This window comes from Nocardioides sp. (assembly GCF_035576065.1).
Lineage (GTDB): Bacteria > Actinomycetota > Actinomycetes > Propionibacteriales > Nocardioidaceae > Nocardioides.
The window spans coordinates 39,571-57,902 of record NZ_DATLWX010000047.1 but is presented as its reverse complement, the minus strand read 5'-3'; the positions used below and the strand labels follow the sequence as shown (position 1 = coordinate 57,902).

The 18,332-nt window shown below is 69.5% G+C and carries 20 protein-coding genes; 10 read left to right on the top strand and 10 right to left on the bottom strand.

The window, feature by feature from the left end:
• Positions 1-16: 16 nt before the first annotated feature.
• From VNJ48_RS21920 to VNJ48_RS21905, 4 genes are read left to right on the top strand one after another with little or no spacing between them, the layout of a single operon-like run.
• The gene (locus tag VNJ48_RS21920) at positions 17-178 is read left to right on the top strand and encodes a hypothetical protein (protein WP_325605918.1); all 162 of its coding nucleotides are present in this window, start codon (positions 17-19) and stop codon (positions 176-178) included.
• Complete coding sequence (locus tag VNJ48_RS21915) at positions 178-639, top strand: RidA family protein (protein ID WP_297733706.1); 462 nt, start codon at positions 178-180, stop codon at positions 637-639. The genes VNJ48_RS21920 and VNJ48_RS21915 overlap by 1 nt, the downstream gene beginning before the upstream one ends.
• A 1-nt stretch (position 640) precedes the next feature.
• Entirely contained in the window at positions 641-1,498 is an 858-nt protein-coding gene (locus VNJ48_RS21910) for an NUDIX hydrolase (protein ID WP_325605917.1), read from the top strand.
• Positions 1,495-2,304 carry an MBL fold metallo-hydrolase gene (locus tag VNJ48_RS21905; protein ID WP_325605916.1) on the top strand — a complete coding sequence of 270 codons (810 nt, stop codon included), beginning with the start codon at positions 1,495-1,497 and terminating at the stop codon, positions 2,302-2,304. The genes VNJ48_RS21910 and VNJ48_RS21905 overlap by 4 nt, the downstream gene beginning before the upstream one ends.
• 158 nt (positions 2,305-2,462) lie before the next feature.
• On the opposite strand, the gene VNJ48_RS21900 is transcribed toward VNJ48_RS21905, so the two are convergent.
• Positions 2,463-3,896: a WD40 repeat domain-containing protein gene (locus VNJ48_RS21900; RefSeq protein WP_325605915.1), complete on the bottom strand. Its 1,434-nt coding sequence runs from the start codon at positions 3,894-3,896 to the stop codon at positions 2,463-2,465.
• Positions 3,893-4,393, bottom strand: coding sequence for a SigE family RNA polymerase sigma factor (locus VNJ48_RS21895; RefSeq protein ID WP_325605914.1), 501 nt, complete (start codon positions 4,391-4,393; stop codon positions 3,893-3,895). Before VNJ48_RS21895 ends, VNJ48_RS21900 begins: the two co-directional genes overlap by 4 nt.
• A 121-nt stretch (positions 4,394-4,514) precedes the next feature.
• On the opposite strand from VNJ48_RS21895, the gene VNJ48_RS21890 reads away from it, so the two are divergent.
• Positions 4,515-5,405, top strand: a complete 891-nt coding sequence (locus VNJ48_RS21890; RefSeq protein ID WP_325605913.1) for a DMP19 family protein — start codon at positions 4,515-4,517, stop codon at positions 5,403-5,405.
• Here VNJ48_RS21890 and VNJ48_RS21885 read toward each other — a convergent pair.
• Entirely contained in the window at positions 5,368-6,045 is a 678-nt protein-coding gene (locus VNJ48_RS21885) for a Crp/Fnr family transcriptional regulator (RefSeq protein WP_297733692.1), read from the bottom strand. The two genes, VNJ48_RS21890 and VNJ48_RS21885, sit on opposite strands and share 38 nt — an antisense overlap.
• Before the next feature lie 175 nt (positions 6,046-6,220).
• Here VNJ48_RS21885 and nth point away from each other — a divergent pair, with 175 nt between their 5' ends.
• Genes nth through VNJ48_RS21865 form a run of 4 tightly spaced genes read left to right on the top strand, consistent with a single transcriptional unit; the run spans position 6,221 to position 9,449 of the window.
• Positions 6,221-6,958, top strand: coding sequence for an endonuclease III (gene nth / locus VNJ48_RS21880; protein ID WP_325605912.1), 738 nt, complete (start codon positions 6,221-6,223; stop codon positions 6,956-6,958).
• A complete protein-coding gene (locus VNJ48_RS21875; RefSeq protein ID WP_325605911.1) occupies positions 6,955-7,569 on the top strand; it encodes a TlpA disulfide reductase family protein in 615 nt (204 codons plus the stop codon). Before nth ends, VNJ48_RS21875 begins: the two co-directional genes overlap by 4 nt.
• The gene (locus tag VNJ48_RS21870; RefSeq protein WP_325605910.1) at positions 7,566-8,267 is read left to right on the top strand and encodes a CoA pyrophosphatase; all 702 of its coding nucleotides are present in this window, start codon (positions 7,566-7,568) and stop codon (positions 8,265-8,267) included. The genes VNJ48_RS21875 and VNJ48_RS21870 overlap by 4 nt, the downstream gene beginning before the upstream one ends.
• Before the next feature lie 6 nt (positions 8,268-8,273).
• On the top strand, positions 8,274-9,449 hold the full coding sequence (locus tag VNJ48_RS21865; protein WP_325605909.1) for a MarP family serine protease: 1,176 nt from the start codon (positions 8,274-8,276) through the stop codon (positions 9,447-9,449).
• On the opposite strand, the gene VNJ48_RS21860 is transcribed toward VNJ48_RS21865, so the two are convergent.
• Positions 9,450-9,881 carry a phage holin family protein gene (locus VNJ48_RS21860; RefSeq protein WP_325605908.1) on the bottom strand — a complete coding sequence of 144 codons (432 nt, stop codon included), beginning with the start codon at positions 9,879-9,881 and terminating at the stop codon, positions 9,450-9,452. It lies immediately after the preceding gene.
• Positions 9,882-10,079: 198 nt separating this feature from the next.
• Between VNJ48_RS21860 and nhaA the strand changes: the two genes are divergently transcribed.
• Entirely contained in the window at positions 10,080-11,483 is a 1,404-nt protein-coding gene (gene nhaA / locus VNJ48_RS21855) for a Na+/H+ antiporter NhaA (protein ID WP_325605907.1), read from the top strand.
• 17 nt (positions 11,484-11,500) lie between these two features.
• Here the strand turns inward: nhaA and acs are convergent, their stop codons facing one another.
• The 6 genes from acs to VNJ48_RS21825 form a co-directional block, all read right to left on the bottom strand.
• On the bottom strand, positions 11,501-13,498 hold the full coding sequence (gene acs / locus VNJ48_RS21850) for an acetate--CoA ligase (RefSeq protein WP_325605906.1): 1,998 nt from the start codon (positions 13,496-13,498) through the stop codon (positions 11,501-11,503).
• Between the two features lie 103 nt (positions 13,499-13,601).
• Positions 13,602-15,209 (bottom strand): cation acetate symporter, encoded by a 1,608-nt coding sequence (locus tag VNJ48_RS21845; protein WP_325605905.1) that lies wholly within the window; start codon positions 15,207-15,209, stop codon positions 13,602-13,604.
• Entirely contained in the window at positions 15,206-15,574 is a 369-nt protein-coding gene (locus VNJ48_RS21840) for a DUF485 domain-containing protein (RefSeq protein ID WP_325605904.1), read from the bottom strand. Before VNJ48_RS21840 ends, VNJ48_RS21845 begins: the two co-directional genes overlap by 4 nt.
• Before the next feature lie 145 nt (positions 15,575-15,719).
• Positions 15,720-17,237, bottom strand: a complete 1,518-nt coding sequence (locus tag VNJ48_RS21835) for a cation acetate symporter (protein WP_325605903.1) — start codon at positions 17,235-17,237, stop codon at positions 15,720-15,722.
• Entirely contained in the window at positions 17,234-17,605 is a 372-nt protein-coding gene (locus VNJ48_RS21830) for a hypothetical protein (RefSeq protein ID WP_325605902.1), read from the bottom strand. Before VNJ48_RS21830 ends, VNJ48_RS21835 begins: the two co-directional genes overlap by 4 nt.
• A gap of 7 nt (positions 17,606-17,612) precedes the next feature.
• Positions 17,613-18,323 (bottom strand): LytTR family DNA-binding domain-containing protein, encoded by a 711-nt coding sequence (locus tag VNJ48_RS21825; protein ID WP_325605901.1) that lies wholly within the window; start codon positions 18,321-18,323, stop codon positions 17,613-17,615.
• Between the last annotated feature and the right edge of the window lie 9 nt (positions 18,324-18,332).

Below are 18,332 nucleotides of genomic sequence, written 5' to 3'. Positions count from 1 at the left end.
CAGTAGGGTCAGCCGCATGACTGTTTGGGAATATCAGGTGGCGCCGATCCCGCTCCACAACGAAGCGCTCATGCTCAACAACTTCGGCCAGGACGGCTGGGAGCTCGTCGCGATCCACACCAACGCGCAGGGCGGTCTCGTGGCCTTCCTCAAGCGTCCGAAGGGTGGGGCTTCCTGATGGGCGCCGAGGCGAAGCTCGAGTCGATGGGGATCACGATCCCCGAGGTGGTGCCCCCGCTTGCGGCATACGTCCCCGCACTGCGGACCGGCAACCTCGTCTACACCGCCGGCCAGCTGCCGGCGCGCGACGGCGAGATGATCGCGGTCGGCAAGGTGGGCGGCTCGGTCACCGAGGAGCAGGGCTATGAGTGCGCCCGCCAGTGCGCGCTCAACGCGCTGGCGGCGATCAAGGCCGAGATCGGCTCGCTCGACCAGATCACCAGGATCGTCAAGGCGACGGTCTTCGTGGCGTCGACGCCCGACTTCACCAACCAGGCGAAGATCGCCAACGGTGCCTCGGAGTTCCTCGGTGAGGTCTTCGGCGACGCCGGTCGCCACGCCCGCTCGGCCGTCGGGGTCGCTGTGCTGCCTCTCGACGTCGCCGTCGAGGTCGAGCTCATCGTCGAGGTCGCGGGCTGACGTGTCCGCACTGAGGCGCCCTCCGTTGCCGCAGTCCCTGATCGACCAGGCTCACGCCTACGCCGCCGGTGAGGCAGCGCCCGCCGAGCCGCGCAATGCTGCCACGGTCATCCTGTTGCGCGACGGGTCGCCCGGACTCGAGGTCTACCTCCTCCGCCGGCAGACGACGATGGCCTTCGCGGGTGGCATGTGCGTCTTCCCCGGGGGTGGGGTGGACCCCCGCGACTTCTCCGAGGATGTGGCGTGGGCCGGTCCGTCGGTCGAGGAGTGGGCCACCACGTTGGGGTGCGAACCCGCGCTGGCTCGGGCGCTGGTCTGCGCAGCGGTGCGGGAGACCTTCGAGGAGTCGGGCGTTCTGTTGGCCGGACCCTCGGCCGACAGAGTCGTCGAGGACACCACGGGCGAGGACTGGGAGGCCGACCGGGTCGCGCTGGAGACGCGTGAGCTGTCGATGACCGACTTCCTCGTCCGCCGCGGCCTGGTCCTGCGGACGGACCTGCTGGGAGCGTGGTCCGGCTGGCTGACACCCGTCTTCGAGCCCAGGCGCTACCGCACGTGGTTCTTCGTGGCGATGCTCCCGGGCTCCCAGACGACGCGTGACGTCTCGAGCGAGTCGTCGTCGGTGACGTGGATGCAGCCGCTTGAGGCAGTCGCCGCTGTCGAGGCGGGAAAGATGATGATGATGCCGCCGACCTTCCTCACCTGCCTGGACGTCGGCCAGCACACGACGGCCGAGGCTGCGCACCGAGCCGCGTCGGGTCGCGCCGTCGAGATATTCACCCCCGAGATCGTCTCCACGGGTGAGGGCTTCGTGCTCTCGACACCCCCTGCGTACGAGGCCTTGCTGGACGCACGATGACTTGGGCGGGTGGGACCTTCGGGAGCTCGGCCACGTGCGTGCTGGCCCCCAACGCCAACTTCATGACGCTCGACGGCACCAACACCTGGGTGCTCTCCTCGGGTTCTCAGTCGATGGTGATCGATCCCGGCCCCGCCATCGAGTCGCACCTCGAGGCCATCTCCGCGGTCGGCGGGGACGTGGTCGGCGTGCTGCTGACCCACCACCACGCCGATCACTCGGAGGCTGCGCGCACCTTCGCCGAGCGTCATGGGTGCGGCGTACGCGCTCTCGATCCTGCCTGTCGCCTCGGCTCCGAAGGGCTCGCCGGCGGGGACGTCGTCACCGTCGGTGAGCTCGAGGTGCACGTCCTCGCCACGCCCGGCCACACGGCCGACTCGCTGTCGTTCGTCGTGCCCTCGGAGTCCGCGGTGCTCACCGGGGACACCGTGCTCGGCCGCGGGACGACCGTCGTCGCGCACCCCGACGGGTCGCTGGGGGCCTACCTCGACTCGCTCGACCGGTTGCACGCGCTCTGCTCCGCGCAGGGGATCACCTCCATCTGGCCGGGTCACGGGCCGGTCATCGACGACGCGCTGGGTGCCCTGGACCACTACATCGCCCATCGGCGTACGCGCCTCGACCAGGTGAGGGACGCGCTGCGGACCCTCCACGCCCGGGCGCGTGACGGAGAGCCTTTCCCGCACGAGGACCTGCCCCGCGCGATCGTCGAGATCGTCTACGCCGACGTCGACCCGGTCCTGTGGGGCGCCGCCGAGCTGTCGGTCCGCGCGCAGCTGGCCCACCTGACGGATGCCCGCGCGTAGACACGCGGACACACGTCGGTCGGCGCTCGACCGCTGAGCGTGGTCCTGGTGTCCCATCGCGACGCCGCCGCGTTGCCGCGCCCAGGACGTCCGACGAAGCGGCTGCCCCGGCCGCCGGATCGTCGGACGTCCCTGCTTGCGTCCGACGATGTGATGGGTCAGGTGAGGCGCGTACGGCGACGCCACACCCACCGCAGGCCGTAGAGCACGCTCAGCCCGGCGGCCACGCCGAGGCCGATGATCCAGGAGATGTCGCGCTGCCCCGGCCAGTCGGGCTCACCGAAGTCGTGGGTGAGCTCCTGGCTGGACGTGCCGTCGAGGTCGGGGATCAGGTCGACGGCGACGGAGAGGGACAGTGCGTCATTGAACGACTCATCATCAACAGTGCCGACGACCCGGTAGGTCCACACGTCCTCGGAGCGCGACGGAGACGTCATCACGATCAGCTCGGAGTTGCCGGACGAGCTGAGCTCGTCACGGCCGGCTGGGTTGACCATGGACAGGACCAGGTCGGAGGTCGGCCACCCGAGGGGCTGCACGTACGCTCCGTTGGGGTAGCGCTCGAGGTCCTTGGCGAGCTCGCGCGGCGTCACCACCCCGGTCTCGGGGTCGAGGAACACGGCAACGTCGGAGGCGGCGAACGACCCGATGGCGACCGACCCGTCCGGAGATGCGGTCGCGACCCGCTCTGCCATCAGGTCCCTGTCCACTCGGTACTTGCTGGTGGTTCCCTCCGCCGTCACTGTCACCCGCTCGCCGCCGGCGAAGACCAACGTGCCGGAGTTGGTGACAGCGACGGCTCCTTGAACATTCGACCCCACCGGGACCGTCGCGCTGATTGACGCCCCGGGTCCGATGCGACCGCCCACCTTCGTGCTGTAACCCCCGGGGCGCAATTCAGCAGCCGTGTCCACACCTGCCCATGCGAGCCAGCGGCTGTCGGGCGACCAGGAGATTGCCCGGACATGGATGCCGTTGCCACCCTTCAAAGTAACCGTCCGGATCTCCCCAGACGCAAGCTCAACGACCCGGACGCCCCCAGGCATCGACGCGTCCTCCGGATCCGTCGCGTCCCACCAGGCATAGGCGAGCTGGGTGCCGTCCGGACTCAGCGCGAGACCCGACGGCACACCTAGCTGGGTGATCCGGGAGACCCCGAGCCAACCCGGCAGGTCCAGGTGGTGATAAGCCCCGTCCTTCGCCCCGATGACCACTGGCAACGACCCAGCGCGAGCCGCGAACGCAGCGGATGCCTGGCCGATCGCGAGATCCTCCTCGGCAACCTCGTCCGACCAGCTGACCTCGCCGTCCGTCGGGTCCGGTCCCTCGACCAGGTCCTCGGGCACATCCGTGTAGATCCGGCTCGGGATCGCCCCCTCCGGCACGGTGTCGCCGGCCGGCGCGAAGGCCCGGGGCGGACCGGTCACGACCGCGACGAACCCGCCGAGGATCACCACGATGGCCAGCACAACAGCAGACGTGACGATCCGGTCGCGGCGGCGCAGCGCACGCCCGCGGTCCCAGACGGCGTGGTCGATGGCCGGCCGGGGCGCGGTGTCGGCGAGCTGCTGGAGCTGATCGTGAAGACTCATCGGTCCACCACCTGGAGGTCGGCGAGGTCAGGCGCGAGGACGCGCAGGCGCGCGAGGGCGTTGCGGGTCGTGGACTTCACGGTGCTGACCGAGATGCCGATGGCCTGAGCGGTCTGCACCTCGGTGAGGTCCTCGAAGAAGCGCAGCACGAGGACGGTCCGCTGCTTCGGGGTCAGCTGGGCGAGCGCGGCGTCCAGCGTCAGCCGCAGGTCGCTGTCAGGGGAGGGGTGGCTTGCGTCGTACGCCCCGAGAGTGGTCTCGGCGAAGCGGCGCTTGCGCCACCAGGAGATGTTCTGGTGATACATCACGCGGCGGGCGTAGGCCTCGGGCGAGGTGGAGATGCCCTCCCAGTGGCGGGCGGTCTGGAGCAGCGCGTGCTGGACCAGGTCCTCAGCCGTGTGGTGGTTGCCGGTGAGGAGGAAGGCCGTGCGCGCCAGGGCGCCGCTGCGGGCGTGGACGAACTCGTCGAACGCTCCACGATCAGGCCGGTCGGCCACGGGGCACCTCCTCTCACCTTGTACGACGCACGCGACCCCCGGCTCGGGTGGTGGTCGGGCCGAACATCTTCAGGCGTAGGCGGTGACCTTGGCCCTCGTCACCGGCAATAACATTCCGGCCGTGAGCGACGATCCCATGAAGACAGCCCTCCCACTGGCGATCGCGGCGGAGGAAGCCGCCGAAGACTCAGCGTCGACCGTCTACTCGAACGTCACGGTCGTCAATGCCCTCGTCGAGAAGTTCCTCGATGAGGACGAGATCAGCCAGGACGCGTTGGCGGCGTACTACGTCGACTACTACCTCGCCGAGGTCAACAACGGGGGCCACGACCAGTTCCTCTTCAACTCCCAGCTCCCCAGGACCGTGGTCCCACGGCTGGGTCAGGGCCTTCGTGCGATCGGGGCGCCCCGGCATGCCGAGATCTTCGACCGCACGATCGGCGCCATCGACTCCCTGCCCGCAGCAGAGCGGGAGGCCTACCTCCGGAGCGAGGGCGACAGCGGCATCGACCTGGACGCTGCCGATGACGCGTTCTACGAGCTGGCCGAGCACGAGAACCTCACCGACCTCATGGCCTCCTGGCTGCTCAGCCGACCGACGCTGACGCTGGTGCCGCAAGCCGAGCTCGTCGGGTGGATCGACGCGCGTGCGGCCGAGATCGACCCTGCCGAGCTGGAGCGCCGACGGGAGAAGGCGCGCCGCTTCCACGAGGAGAACATGCCTGACTACGAGCGGACGATTCGCGACCTGTGCACGATCGCCGGCGTGGAGCTCGGTGTCATCACCGCAGGCGACCCGAGCCACGTCCACAAGGGCTCGGAAACGGTGGCCTGGCACTTCCTCGACACCACCGACCGGCACTTCTACATGGTCGACACGGGCGTGAAGGCGTTGATGTACGACGAGGCCGACGGTTCGCTGGTCGCGACGATGAAGCGGCGGCGGAGCGTGGCCCAGCGCGTCCGTCTCGGACTCAGCGCGCTCGGCGGGACAGGCGCTCGACGTCCATGATCACGACCGAGCGCGGCTCCAGCCGGACCCAGCCGCGCGATGCGAAGTCGGCCAGCGCCTTGTTGACCGTCTCGCGGGAGGCGCCGACCAGCTGAGCGAGCTCCTCCTGCGTGAGGTCGTGGTGGACGTGGACGCCGTCGTCGGCGGTGCGGCCGAACCGGTCGGCGAGATCGAGCAGCGCCTTGGCCACGCGTCCCGGGACGTCGGAGAAAACGAGGTCGGCCACGACGTCGTTGGACTTGCGCAGCCGGGCAGCCAGCTGGGAGAGCAGGCCGCGGGCGACGATCGGGCGGCCGTCGAGCCAGCGGAGGAGGTCTTCGTGGGACAGCGAGGCGAAGGTGGCGTCCGTGACCGCGGTGACGGTCGCCGAGCGCGGGCCTGGGTCGAAGAGCGACAGCTCGCCGAACATCTGACCGGGACCCATGATCGCCAGCAGGTTCTCGCGGCCGTCGGTGGCGGAGCGGCCGAGCTTCACCTTGCCGTCGAGGACGATGTAGAGCTTGTCGCCCGAATCGCCCTCGCTGAACAGCACGTCGCCTCGACGTAGCTTGGACTCACTCATCGAGTTGCGCAGCGCGGTGGCCGCCTCGTCGTCGAGCGCACTGAAGAGCGGGGCCTGACGCAACACGTCGTTGTCCACCGGTGTCCTCCAACTCTGGGCCTGCTCTGGTCCTGGCCATGAAAACTCACCCGATGCCCTCGGCGCCGGGTGTGGGAATCCTAGCCGTGGTCTGTGTCACACGGGAGCGAGGTGTCCATCAGACCACATCTGAGCGCCCCGAGGGCCTGTCGGCGGTGGGTCGTAGGCTGCCCGTGTGTCCGCCCGACCTACCGCGCCCCGAGCGAGCCTGCCCGTGACCCCGCCGGACACCGCACTCGTGCGCCGAGCCCGCAAGGTCAACCGGATCCTCGCCGAGACCTACCCCGACGCCCACTGCGAGCTCGACTTCGACGACCCGTTCCAGCTGCTCGTCGTGACGGTGCTCAGCGCCCAGACCACGGACCGGCGCGTCAATGCGGTCCGCCCCACCCTCTTCGCCGTCTATCCCGACCCGACGGCGATGGCGGGGGCCTCGCGCGAGCACCTCGAGCAGATCATCGGCCCGCTCGGGTTCTTCCGGGCCAAGACCGAGTCGCTCCTCAAGCTCAGCCAGGCGCTCGTCGAGCGCTACGACGGGCAGGTCCCCGGCCGGCTCGACGACCTCGTGACCCTGCCGGGCGTGGGCCGCAAGACCGCCAACGTCGTCCTGGGCAACGCCTTCGACGTCCCCGGCATCACCGTCGACACGCACTTCGGCCGGCTCGTGCGCCGTCTCGGGTGGACCGAGGAGACCGACCCGGTCAAGGTCGAGCACGCGATCGGCGCGCTGTTCCCCCGTCGCGACTGGACACCGCTCTCCCACCACCTGATCTGGCACGGCCGCCGCCGCTGCCATGCCAAGAAGCCTGCGTGCGGTGCCTGCCCGGTCGCACGGCTGTGCCCGTCGTTCGGCGCGGGCCCGACCGATCCGATCGAGGCCGAGAAACTCGTGACGACCCAGGGACCGGCGTGATCCGCAGGATCGCCCTCGCGCTCGCCCTGGTGCTCGTGCTGGGTGGTTGCGCATCCGTGCGAGACCCGCAGACAACGCCGGCCTCGAACGTCGTGGTCGACTCTCCGGCACTGCGCAAGGCCAAGGCGAGGACCGGGATGGTCGATTGCCGACCAGGAACCGGCGAGGGCGAGTCGTCGGAGGGTTTGCCGGCAATTGACCTGCCGTGCCTGGGCGGTGGTCAGACAGTGACGATGAGCTCCCTGCGCGGCCCGTTGGTCATCAACCTGTGGCAGGCGTTCTGCGGTCCGTGCATCAAGGAGATGCCGGTCCTTGAGGAGTTCCACCAGAAGTACGGCGAGCGCGTCGGCGTACTTGGGATCGACTATCAGGACGTCCATCCCGAGGCTGCGCTCGAGCTGGCTGCGAAGACTGGCGTGACCTACCCATCCGTCGCGGATCCCGGCGGCAGCCTCAACGGGGCGGGCGGGGTTCCCGCGGTGCGTGGTTTGCCCTTCTTCCTGTTCATCGACGCGGACGGCAAGGTCGCACACGCCAGCGTCGGTGGTGTCGACTCGATCGAGGAGCTGGTCGACCTGGTCGAGGAGCACCTCGGGGAGAGCGTGCTGTGAGCCTGCCCGGCTGGCTGGCGCCGGTGGCGCAGGGCGCGGAGGCGATCACGGTCCACGAGCTGACGCGGTTCATGCCCCCCGAGGGCAGCGATGCCCGGCGCGGCGCCGTGCTCATGCTGTTCGCCGACCTCGACGGCGACGGCAGGGGCGAGCTGGTGCTCACCGAGCGCGCCCACCACATGCGGTCGCACCCGGGGCAGGTCTCCTTCCCCGGCGGCACGATCGACCCCGGGGAGTCCGCCGTCGAGGCGGCGCTGCGGGAGGCGGAGGAGGAGATCGGGCTCGACCCAGCCGAGATAGAGGTGTTCGGTGAGCTGCCCGAGCTGTGGCTGCCACCGTCCAACTTCGCCGTGACCCCGGTGCTGGGATATTGGCGCGAGCGTGGCCACGTCCACGTGGTCAGCACCGACGAGGTGCATGCGATCCACCACGTCGCCATCGACGAGCTGCTGGATCCCGAGAGCCGGATCACCGTGCGTCATCCCTCCGGCTGGCTCGGCCCCGGTTTCCTGATCGGGCCCGGGCGCGACGTCATCCTGTGGGGCTTCACCGCCGGGATCATCGCCCGGCTCTTCGACTTCCTCGGTTGGTCGGGCGAGTGGGACACCGCGCGGATGCGTGACCTGCCCGACCACATGCTGCAAGGTGATCCCACACCGACCGCGCCGACGCGGCCGAACACCAGGTTCGAGGAGTAGCCACGCGTGAACATCCTCGACTGGTGCCTGGTGGCACTCGTGGGCGTCTACGCCCTCTCGGGGTACTGGCAGGGCTTCGTCACCGGCGCCTTCGCCACCGCGGGGCTGCTGCTCGGCGGCCTCTTCGGCGTGTGGGTCGCCCCGATCGCCCTCGGTGACGCCGAGCCCTCGCTGTGGGTCTCGCTCGGAGCGCTGTTCATCGTCATCCTCTCGGCCTCGGTCGGCCAGGCGCTGCTGCAGTACGTCGGCTCCCGGCTGCGGGCGCGCATCAAGTGGCAACCCATCCGCGCCGTCGACGCCGTCGGCGGGGCGGCGCTGAGCGGGGTGGCAGTGCTGCTGGTCGCGTGGGCGCTCGGCGTGGCGATCTCCGGCTCCCGGATCGGTGCGATCACCCCGATCGTGCGTGAGTCGACCGTGCTCTCCGAGGTCGACGAGGTCCTCCCCGACCAGGCCTCGGAGGTCCTCGCCGCCTTCAACAACGTGGTCGGCACCACCTTCTTCCCGCGCTACCTCGAACCCTTCGCGCCGGAGCGGATCGTCGAGGTCGGGCCGGGGCCACGACGGCTGCTCACCGACCCCGACGTGAGCGACGCCCAGCCGAGCGTGCTCAAGGTCCGCGGCAGCAACAACTGCGGCAGCGGGGTCGAGGGCAGTGGCTTCCTGTACTCACCGGGCCGGTTGATGACCAACGCGCACGTCGTCGCCGGTGTGGACGACCCGGAGGTCGAGATCAACGGGTCGAGCGTGCCGGCGACCGTCGTGGTCTATGACCCCGAGATCGACGTGGCGGTCCTGGCGCTCGACGACGCCGACCTGCCCCACCTCGTCTTCGACAAGCAGGCAGCGGCCTCCGACGGTGTCGCCGTCCTCGGCTATCCACTGGACGGTCCCTACGACGTGCAGACCGGGCGGATCCGGTCCCAACAGCGCCTGCGTTCGCCCGACATCTACGGCGAGGGGACCGTGCTCCGCGACGTCTTCTCCCTGCGCGCGCAGATCCGCCAGGGCAACTCGGGCGGACCGATCGTCAACTCGGCCGGCGACGTGGTCGGACTCATCTTCGCGGCGTCCGTCACGGACCCGGAGACCGGCTATGCGCTGACGGCCGAGCAGATCGCCGAGAGCGCCGCCCTCGGTGTCACCTCGTCGACCGAGGTCGACACCGGGGAATGCGCAGGCTGATCAGGCGCGACCGCGCAGGGCGTCCGGGATCTGCTTGCCCTGGGCCATCGCCCGCTCGGGAGCCTTGACCTGCTTGACCTGCCTGAGCCCGATGAGGGCGAGGAGCCCGGCAAGGAGGAGGTAGAGGCCGAAGACGATCAGGAAGCACCAAGCGAGGTGCAGACCGGTCATGGACAGGAAGTAGGCGATCGCGATCGAGAGCATGATGACGGCGAGGAGACCGATGAAGGCGGCGCCGGCGAAGAGGCCGATGCCCACGCCACCGTGCTTGACGCTGACCTTGAGCTCCGACTTCGCGAGCTGGATCTCCTTGGAGATGAGCGTCGAGATGTCGCGGCTGGCGTCGATGACGAGGCCGCCGATCGTGGGCTCGGCGCCCCTGTCGGTGGGGGTGGCCGGAACGGATGTCGGCTTGGCCTGAACGGTTGCCATCTGCAGGTCCTCACGCGTTTCGGGTGGCGCGTGTACGTCGCGCGCTGGTGAACTCGACCCTACACAAGCGCGCCTGCCGCTCCCGCCTCCCGCCACGGGCCGATAGGCTGGTCGCAGGTGAGCCGGGAAGTCTGGTCGGCCCGTGGCGCAGCTGGCCGCGGAGGTGCAGTTCCCCGACCCGAAAGGCGCCAGCCGGCCATGCCCATCACCCCCCACGGGTCCTCCGACATCGCTGACGACGACGTCTGGAAGGCCGGGCCGTCCTACCTCGCAAGCAACAAGCCGCTGGCCCGGCTCGTGGCGAGGCCCATCCGTGAGTTCCTCCGGGTCGAGACGGCGGGCTCGGTCCTGCTCCTGCTGGCCGCCGCCATCGCCCTGCTGTGGGCGAACAGTCCGGTTGCGTCGTCGTACGACACCTTCTGGCACACCCCGCTCGGCATCGACTTCGGCAGCGTGGGGATCGAGCAGACGCTCCAGCACTGGGTCAACGACGCCTTGATGGTGATCTTCTTCTTCGTGGTCGGTCTCGAGATCAAGTACGAGCTCGTCAGCGGTGACCTCCGCGACCCGAAGACCGCCGCCCTGCCGATCGTCGCCGCCATCGGCGGCATGGTGGTCCCGGCCGCGATCTACATCGCGGTGACCGGCTTCGGTGAGGCCGGTCGCGGTTGGGGCATCCCGATGGCGACCGACATCGCCTTCGCCGTCGGGGTGATCGGTCTGCTCGGACGCCGGATCCCCTCCGCCGCGCGGCTCTTCCTGCTGACCCTGGCGATCGTCGACGACATCGGCGCGATCATCGTGATCGCAGTGTTCTACACCGACGAGCTCGACCTGTGGTGGCTGGCGCTCGCGATCGCGCTGCTCGGAGTGATGATCGTCCTGCGGAAACTCCGGGTCTGGTCGGTGCCGGCCTACATCGGCATCGGGGTCGTCCTGTGGTTCGCCCTGTTCCAGTCAGGCGTCCACGCCACCCTGGCGGGGGTGGCGATCGGACTGATCACGCCGGCCAGGGCGCTGCTGAACGAGGACGTCGCGCGCAGCTACGCCCGCACGGCTCTCGCCGACCAACACCTGGACCCCGACGAGCTCGGGCGGCTGCGGTTCCTGATCGCCGAGTCGGTGCCGATGGTCGAACGGTTGCAAACCACGCTGCACCCGCTGTCGGCGTACGTCGCCCTGCCGCTCTTCGCCCTGGCAAACGCGGGGGTGTCCCTCGACGGCTTCGGCGAAGCGGTGACGTCACCAGTCTCCCTGGGGATCATCGGCGGGCTGGTGCTGGGCAAGCCGCTCGGGATCGTGCTGGCGTCCTTCATCGCGGTGAAGCTGGGCCTCGGCCGACTGCCCGACCGGACCAGCTGGGCCATGATCACGGGGCTCGGCGCCATCGCGGGCATCGGGTTCACCGTGTCCCTCTTCATCGCCGGGCTGTCGTTCCCCGAGTCCCAGGCGCTGACCGACGACGCGAAGATCGGGATCATCGTCGCGTCCGTGGTCGCAGCCCTGGTCGGCGTCGTGGTGCTCCTCCTCGCCACCGACGGCGCGAGCGAGGACGCCGACGAGGACGCCGACGAGGACGCGGCGGAGGAAGCCGTCACCTAGTCGGCGCCCGGGCGCACTCACTCCTCAGTGGCGGAGGAGTCCTCCTTCGTCTTGATCATGTCCATCACCGTCGAGTCGGCGAGCGTGGTCACGTCGCCCACCTCGCGGTGCTCCGCGACGTCCTTGAGCAGCCGGCGCATGATCTTGCCCGACCGGGTCTTGGGCAGCTCGGGGACGATCATGATCTGGCGGGGCTTGGCGATCGCGCCGATCTCCTTCTGCACGTGCTTGCGCAGCTCCTCGACGATGCCTTCGGTTGACCCAGTGCCGCCGTCCTGTGTGAACTCGTCGCGCAGGATCACGAACGCGCAGACGGCCTGACCGGTCATCTCGTCGGCGGCACCGACCACGGCCGCCTCGGCGACCTTGGGGTGCGAGACCAGCGCCGACTCGATCTCAGTGGTCGAGAGGCGGTGGCCGGAGACGTTCATGACGTCGTCGACCCGGCCGAGGAGCCAGATGTCGCCGTCGTCGTCGAGCTTGGCGCCGTCGCCGGCGAAGTAGAGACCCTCCCAGCGCGACCAGTAGGTGTCGATGAACCGCTGGTCGTCGCCCCACAACGTGCGGAGCATCGCCGGCCAGGGCTGGCGGATCACGAGGTAGCCGCCGTTGCCGTTGCCGACCGGTTGGGCCTCGTCGTTGACCACGTCGACCGAGATGCCCGGCAGGGCCTTCATCGCCGATCCGGGCTTGCCGGCGGTCACGCCCGGCAGCGGGCTGATCATCATCTGCCCGGTCTCGGTCTGCCACCAGGTGTCGACGATCGGCGCCTTCTCGGCCCCGATGTGCTTGCGGTACCAGACATAGGCCTCGGGGTTGATCGACTCCCCGACCGAGCCCAGCAGCCGGATCGAGGACAGGTCGTGGTCGGCGGGGAAGTTGTCGCCCCACTTCATGAAGGTCCGGATGGCGGTCGGCGCGGTGTAGAAGATCGTGACGCCGTACTTCGCGATGATCTCCCACCACCGGCCCTTGTGCGGCGAGTCAGGCGTGCCTTCGTACATCACCTGGGTCGCGCCGTTGGCGAGCGGGCCGTAGACCATGTAGGAGTGGCCGGTCACCCACCCGACGTCGGCGGTGCACCAGAAGACGTCCGTCCCGGGCTTCAGGTCGAAGACCGCCCAGTGCGTGTACGACGTCCCGGTGAGGTAGCCACCGGTGGTGTGCAGGATGCCCTTGGGCTTGCCCGTGGTGCCGGACGTGTACATGACGTAGAGCGGATGTTCGGAGTCGTGCATCTCGGGCTCGTGCTCGGACGAGGCTGCATCGACGACGTCGTGCCACCAGACGTCCCGGTCGGCGTCCCAGCCGTCACCGAGGTCTTGACCCGTGCGGCGTACGACGAGGACCTTCTCCACGACGTGATCCCCACCGTCGGCAGCGACCTTGCTGACGGCCTCGTCCACGGCCGGCTTCAGCGCGCTGGGCGCCCCGCGGCGGTAGCCGCCGTCGGCAGTGACGATCACCTTGGCCTCGCAGTCGATCACCCGGGAGGCGAGGGCGTCGGCGGAGAAGCCGCCGAACACGACCGTGTGGGGAGCGCCGAGGCGGGCGCAGGCCAGCATCGCGACCACGACCTCGGGGATCATCGGCATGTAGATCGCGACCCGGTCGCCCTTGCGCACCCCGAGGTCGGTCAGGGCGTTGGCGGCCCGGCAGACCTCGTCCTTGAGGTCTGAGTAGGTGATGTCGCGCGCGTCGTCCGCCGGCTCGCCGACCCAGTGGAGGGCGACCTTGTCGCCCCGGCCCGCCTCCACGTGCCGGTCGACACAGTTGACGGCCGCGTTGATGGTCCCGCCGACGAACCACTTGGCGAAGGGAGGGTTGGACCAGTCGAGGACCTGGTCCCACTTCTGGCCCCAGTCGAGACGCTCGGCGGCCTCGGCCCAGAAGGCCTCGTTGTCCGAGGCGGCCCGCTCGTAGGCCTCCTCCTTCACGTTGGCGTTGGCGGCCAGGTCGGCCGGCGGCTCGAAGCGACGTTCTTCACGGGCGAGGTTGGACAGGGTTTCGGACATGTCTCTCACTCTCTCAACGTAAATGCGCCGAGTCGAGTGATGAGGTGGCTCCATCTGCCACGGAGCTCATCACTCGACTCGGCTGCGGTGAATCAACGGGTGATCAGTGGTGCGAAGGACCCTCGGCGCCGGCGCCGGTCAGGGCACGGACCTCGAGCTCGGTGAAGCGCTCCTCCGCCTCGGGCTCCTTGCTGCTGATCGTGCCGAGGAAGCCGAGCAGGAAGCCCAGCGGGATCGACACGATGCCCGGGTTGTTGAGCGGGAACCACTGGAAGTTCGCGTCCGGGAACAGCGAGGTCGGGGCGCCCGACATCACCGGCGAGAACATCACCAGGCCGACCGCGGCGATCAGTCCGCCGTAGATGCTCCACGTGGCACCGCGGGTGTTGAAGCGCCGCCAGAACATGTTGTAGATGATCGCCGGCAGGTTCGCCGACGCCGCCACCGCGAAGGCCAGGGCCACGAGGAAGGCGATGTTGAGCCGCTGCGCCGGGATGGACAGCGCGATGGCGACGGCACCGATCGCGAAGGCGGCGATCCGGGCGACCCGGACCTCCTCCTTCTCCGTGACGGGCTTGTCCTTCTTGATGACTCCCTTGTAGAGGTCGTGCGCCACCGACGACGAGCTCGCCAGCGTCAGCCCAGCGACCACGGCAAGGATGGTGGCGAACGCCACCGCCGCGATCAGCGCCAGCAGGATGGCCCCACCCGTGGAGCCAGCTCCACCGCCGATTTCTTCTGCGAGCAGCGGGGAGGCGAGGTTCTGGTTGCCACCCGCGGCAGGGTCGATGACGTCGCGGTCGAGCAGCGCAGCAGCACCGAAGCCCAGCACCAGCGTCATCAGGTAGAACGCCCCGATCAGGCCGATCGCCCAGAGCACCGACTTCCGCGCGTCCCGTGCAGTCGGCACGGTGTAGAAGCGGATGAGGATGTGCGGGAGACCGGCAGTTCCGAGCACCAGGGCCAGGCCGAGGGACAGGAAGTCGATCTGCGAGGTCAGCGTTGCGCCGTACTGGAGGCCGGGCTGCAGGAACGCGTCGCCCTTGCCCGAGTTGTCAGCCGCTGCGCCGAGGAGGGCGGAGAGGTTGAAGTCGAACTTGGCCAGCACGAGGATCACGATCAGCGCGGAGCCGACCATGAGCAGGACGGCCTTGACGATCTGGACGTACGTCGTGCCCTTCATGCCGCCGACGACGACGTAGAAGATCATCAGGGCGCCGACACCGACGATGGTGAGGTTCTTGATCGCCTCGCTGTCGACCCCGAGGAGCAGGGCGACGAGCGTGCCGGCACCGACCATCTGGGCGAGCAGGTAGAAGATCGAGACGACCACCGTCGAGATCGAGGCTGCCGTACGCACCGGACGCTGCCGCATGCGGAAGGCGAGCTGGTCGGCCATCGTGTAGCGCCCCGCGTTGCGCAGCATCTCCGCGACGAGGAGCAGTGCCACCAGCCAGGCAACGAGGAAGCCGATGGAGTAGAGGAAGCCGTCGTAGCCGAAGAGGGCGATGGCGCCCGAGATGCCGAGGAACGACGCCGCGGACATGTAGTCGCCGCCGATGGCGAGACCGTTCTGGAAGCCGGAGAAGGAGCGGCCACCGGAGTAGAAGTCGGCCGCGGTCTTGGTCTGCCGGCTCGCCCAGAAGGTGATGGCCACCGTCAGCGCGACGACGGTGAGGAAGAGAACGCTGGTCAGGACCTGGTCACTCATTGCTGGCCTCGCTGTCCGTCGGTACCGACCTGGTCGATGTACGCCTGTTCGAGCTCGCGAGCCAGTGGGTCGAGCTTGGCGTTGGAGTAGCGGCTGTAGAGGAACGCCAGCCCGAAGGTCGTGGCGAACTGGAGGAGGCCGAAGACCAGGGCCACGTTGATGTTGCCGAAAAGCTTGGTGTTCATGAACCCGGAGGCCCAGTTCGACATGACGACATAGAGGAGATACCAGGCGAGGAACGCCACGGTGGCGGGGATGACGAACCCCCGATAGCGCTTGCGGAGCTCGTTGAACTCAGGCGTCGCGTGGAGCCGGTCGTAGACCGGGTCGTGGCGCGCGGCCTGGTCGTGGGAATCGGTGCTCACGAGAGGTCCCTTCATGTGGGCAGGTCACGGGTGTGATCGGCGTCACCGTGGCATCCCGGCGTGAGCGCCCGCGAGAGTGACGCGTGAGTACGTCGCCGGGCGGCCCGCTCGAATCGGTGAACGGTCGCCTGCAGGCGACGAACGGTCAGCCGCGTTGCAGGTCGACGGCCTCGGGCGTGTGGAGGCGGACCATGAAGCGGCCGGCATGGGACGGGACAGATCCGCGCGTCAGCCGGCTGACGACCACCATGGTCGCCAGGGCCGAGGGGACGCTCCACGCTGCGGGCTGCCCCAGGAGGATCGCGACCCAGCCGGTCGTCCCCGAGGTCACCAGCGTCCATCCGACCGCCAGCCCCGAGCCCAGCCCGCCCACGGCCAGCCCCGCGATCGCCCCGGCCGGGGTCAGCCCCCGCCACCAGATCCCGAGCAGCAGCAACGGGCAGAAGGTCGAGGCTGCGACGGCGAAGGCGAGCCCCACGGTCTGGGCCACGCCGACGTCGGAAGCCGAGACCGACACCAGGGCGGGCACGACAACTGCCACCGCCGCCCCCGCCCGGAAGGCGCCGACGCCGGAGAGGCGCCGCCCGGCCACCCGGCGGCCGGTCACGTCCTGGGAGAGCACTCCGGCCACCGCGATGGCCAGCCCGGAGGAGGTGGAGAGGAAGGCGGCGAAGGCGCCGGCCGTGACGAGGCCGGTGAGGACCTCGCCGAGCAGACCGCCGACCATGAGCCGCGGCAGCTCGAGGATCAGCACGTCCGAACCGCCCGCCGCCGCGAGATCGGCGGCGTAGATGCGTCCGAGCGCGCCGTAGATCGGGGGCAGGAGGTAGAAGACACCGAGGAGTGCGAGCACCACCAGCGTCGTACGCCGAGCCGCCCGGCCATCGGGATTGGTGTAGAAGCGCACCACGACGTGCGGGAGGCCCATCGTGCCGAGGAACGTGGCGACGATGAGCGAGTAGGTGACGTAGAGGCCCTGGGCGCCGCCGTCGCCGAGGGGGTAGGACCACACGTCGGCCCCGCCGCCGAGGGTCGGGTTCGGGGCACCGTCGCCGGCCCAGATCGCGAGCAGCACGCACGCAGGCAGCAGCAGGGCGGTGAGCTTGAGCCAGTACTGGAACGCCTGGACGAAGGTGATGCTGCGCATGCCGCCGGAGCCGACGTTGACGAGCACCACGACGGAGACCACGAGCGGGCCGACCCACGGCGGCGCGTTGATGGCGGCCTGCAGGGTCAGCCCGGCGCCCTGGAACTGCGGGAGGAGGTAGAGCCAGCCGATCGCGACCACGAGCAACGAGCAGAGCGATCGGACCCCGCGGGACCCGAGGCGTGCCTCGGCGAAGTCGGGGAGCGTGTAGGCGCCGCTGCGGCGCAGGGGAGCCGCCACGAGCACGAGCAGCACGAGATAGCCGGCCGTCCAGCCGACCGGGTACCAGAGCATGTCGGCGCCGAAGGTGAGCACCAGCCCAGCGATCCCGAGGAATGAGGCGGCCGAGAGGTATTCGCCGCCGATCGCGCTGGCATTGAGCCCGGGGCGCACGGTGCGGGAGGCCACGAAGAAGTCGCTCGTCGTCCGGGAGAAGCGCAACCCCCACGTGCTGATGGCGAGGGTGGCGACCGTGACGGCGATGACAGCGACGACCCCGGGGACCGCCTCGTTCACCTGTCGACCTCCTCGACCAGGGCCGCAAAGTCGCGCTCATTGGCCTCCGACCGGCGGACGTAGAGCCAGCCGAGCACCAGCAGCCAGGGATAGACGAGGCCGCCGAGCAGCAGCCAGGCCAGCGGCACCGGCCCGACCAGGACCCCGGCCAGGTCCGGAGCGAGGTAGAAGGCCAGCGGCAGCACCCCGACCGTGACGCCCAGCAGGAGGAGGATGCCCAACGCCAGGCGCAGCTGCTCGCGCAGGAGTGAGCGCATGAAGACGCGACCGAGCTCGGTGCCGGCGTCGATCTCCAGCCGTCCCGAGCGATGGGTCGAGGCGCGGCGGCGGGACGGGCCGGTCACCCGGACGCGCGGGATGTCGTTCACGGGCCCGTCACCGGGTCTGCCGGGTCAGCAGCTCGCGCAGCTCGCGGCTGTGCCGCCGGCTCACCAGCAGCTCGTGCTCACCGACCACGACGCTGACCCTCCCTGCGTCGACGCGGAGCTCGGCGACGTGGGCGAGTGAGACCAGCACCGAGCGGTGGATGCGCACGAAGCCAGCATCGCGCCACTCCTGGGCGAGGGTCGAGAGCGGCGTACGGACGAGGTGTGAGTCGCCGGCGGTGTGGAGCCGCGCGTAGTCGCCCTGCGCCTCGACATGGGTCACGTCGCTGCGCGCGATGAACCTGGTGACCCCGCCTCGTTCGACCGCGATCTGGGTGTCGCCGCTCGGGACCGTCGCACCGGCGGTGACCACTCGGCGTACGGCCTCGGCAAGACGCTCCTCGCGCACCGGCTTGAGGACGTAGTCGACGGCGTGGAGGTCGAAGGCGTCGACCGCGTGTTCCTCGTGGGCGGTCACGAACACGATCGGCGGAGGTGACTTGAAGCGCGAGAGCACCTGGGCGAGGTCGAGGCCGGTGAGCCCCGGCATCTGGATGTCGAGGAACACGGCGTCGACCTCCAGGTCGTGGAGCAGGCGGAGGGCCTCGGTGGCCGAGCCGCAGCCGAGCACCTCGCCCACGCGCGGGTCCCGCTGGAGCAGGAAGATCAGCTCGTCCAGAGCGGGCCGTTCGTCGTCGATGACGAGGACCTTGAGAGTCATGCCTTCACC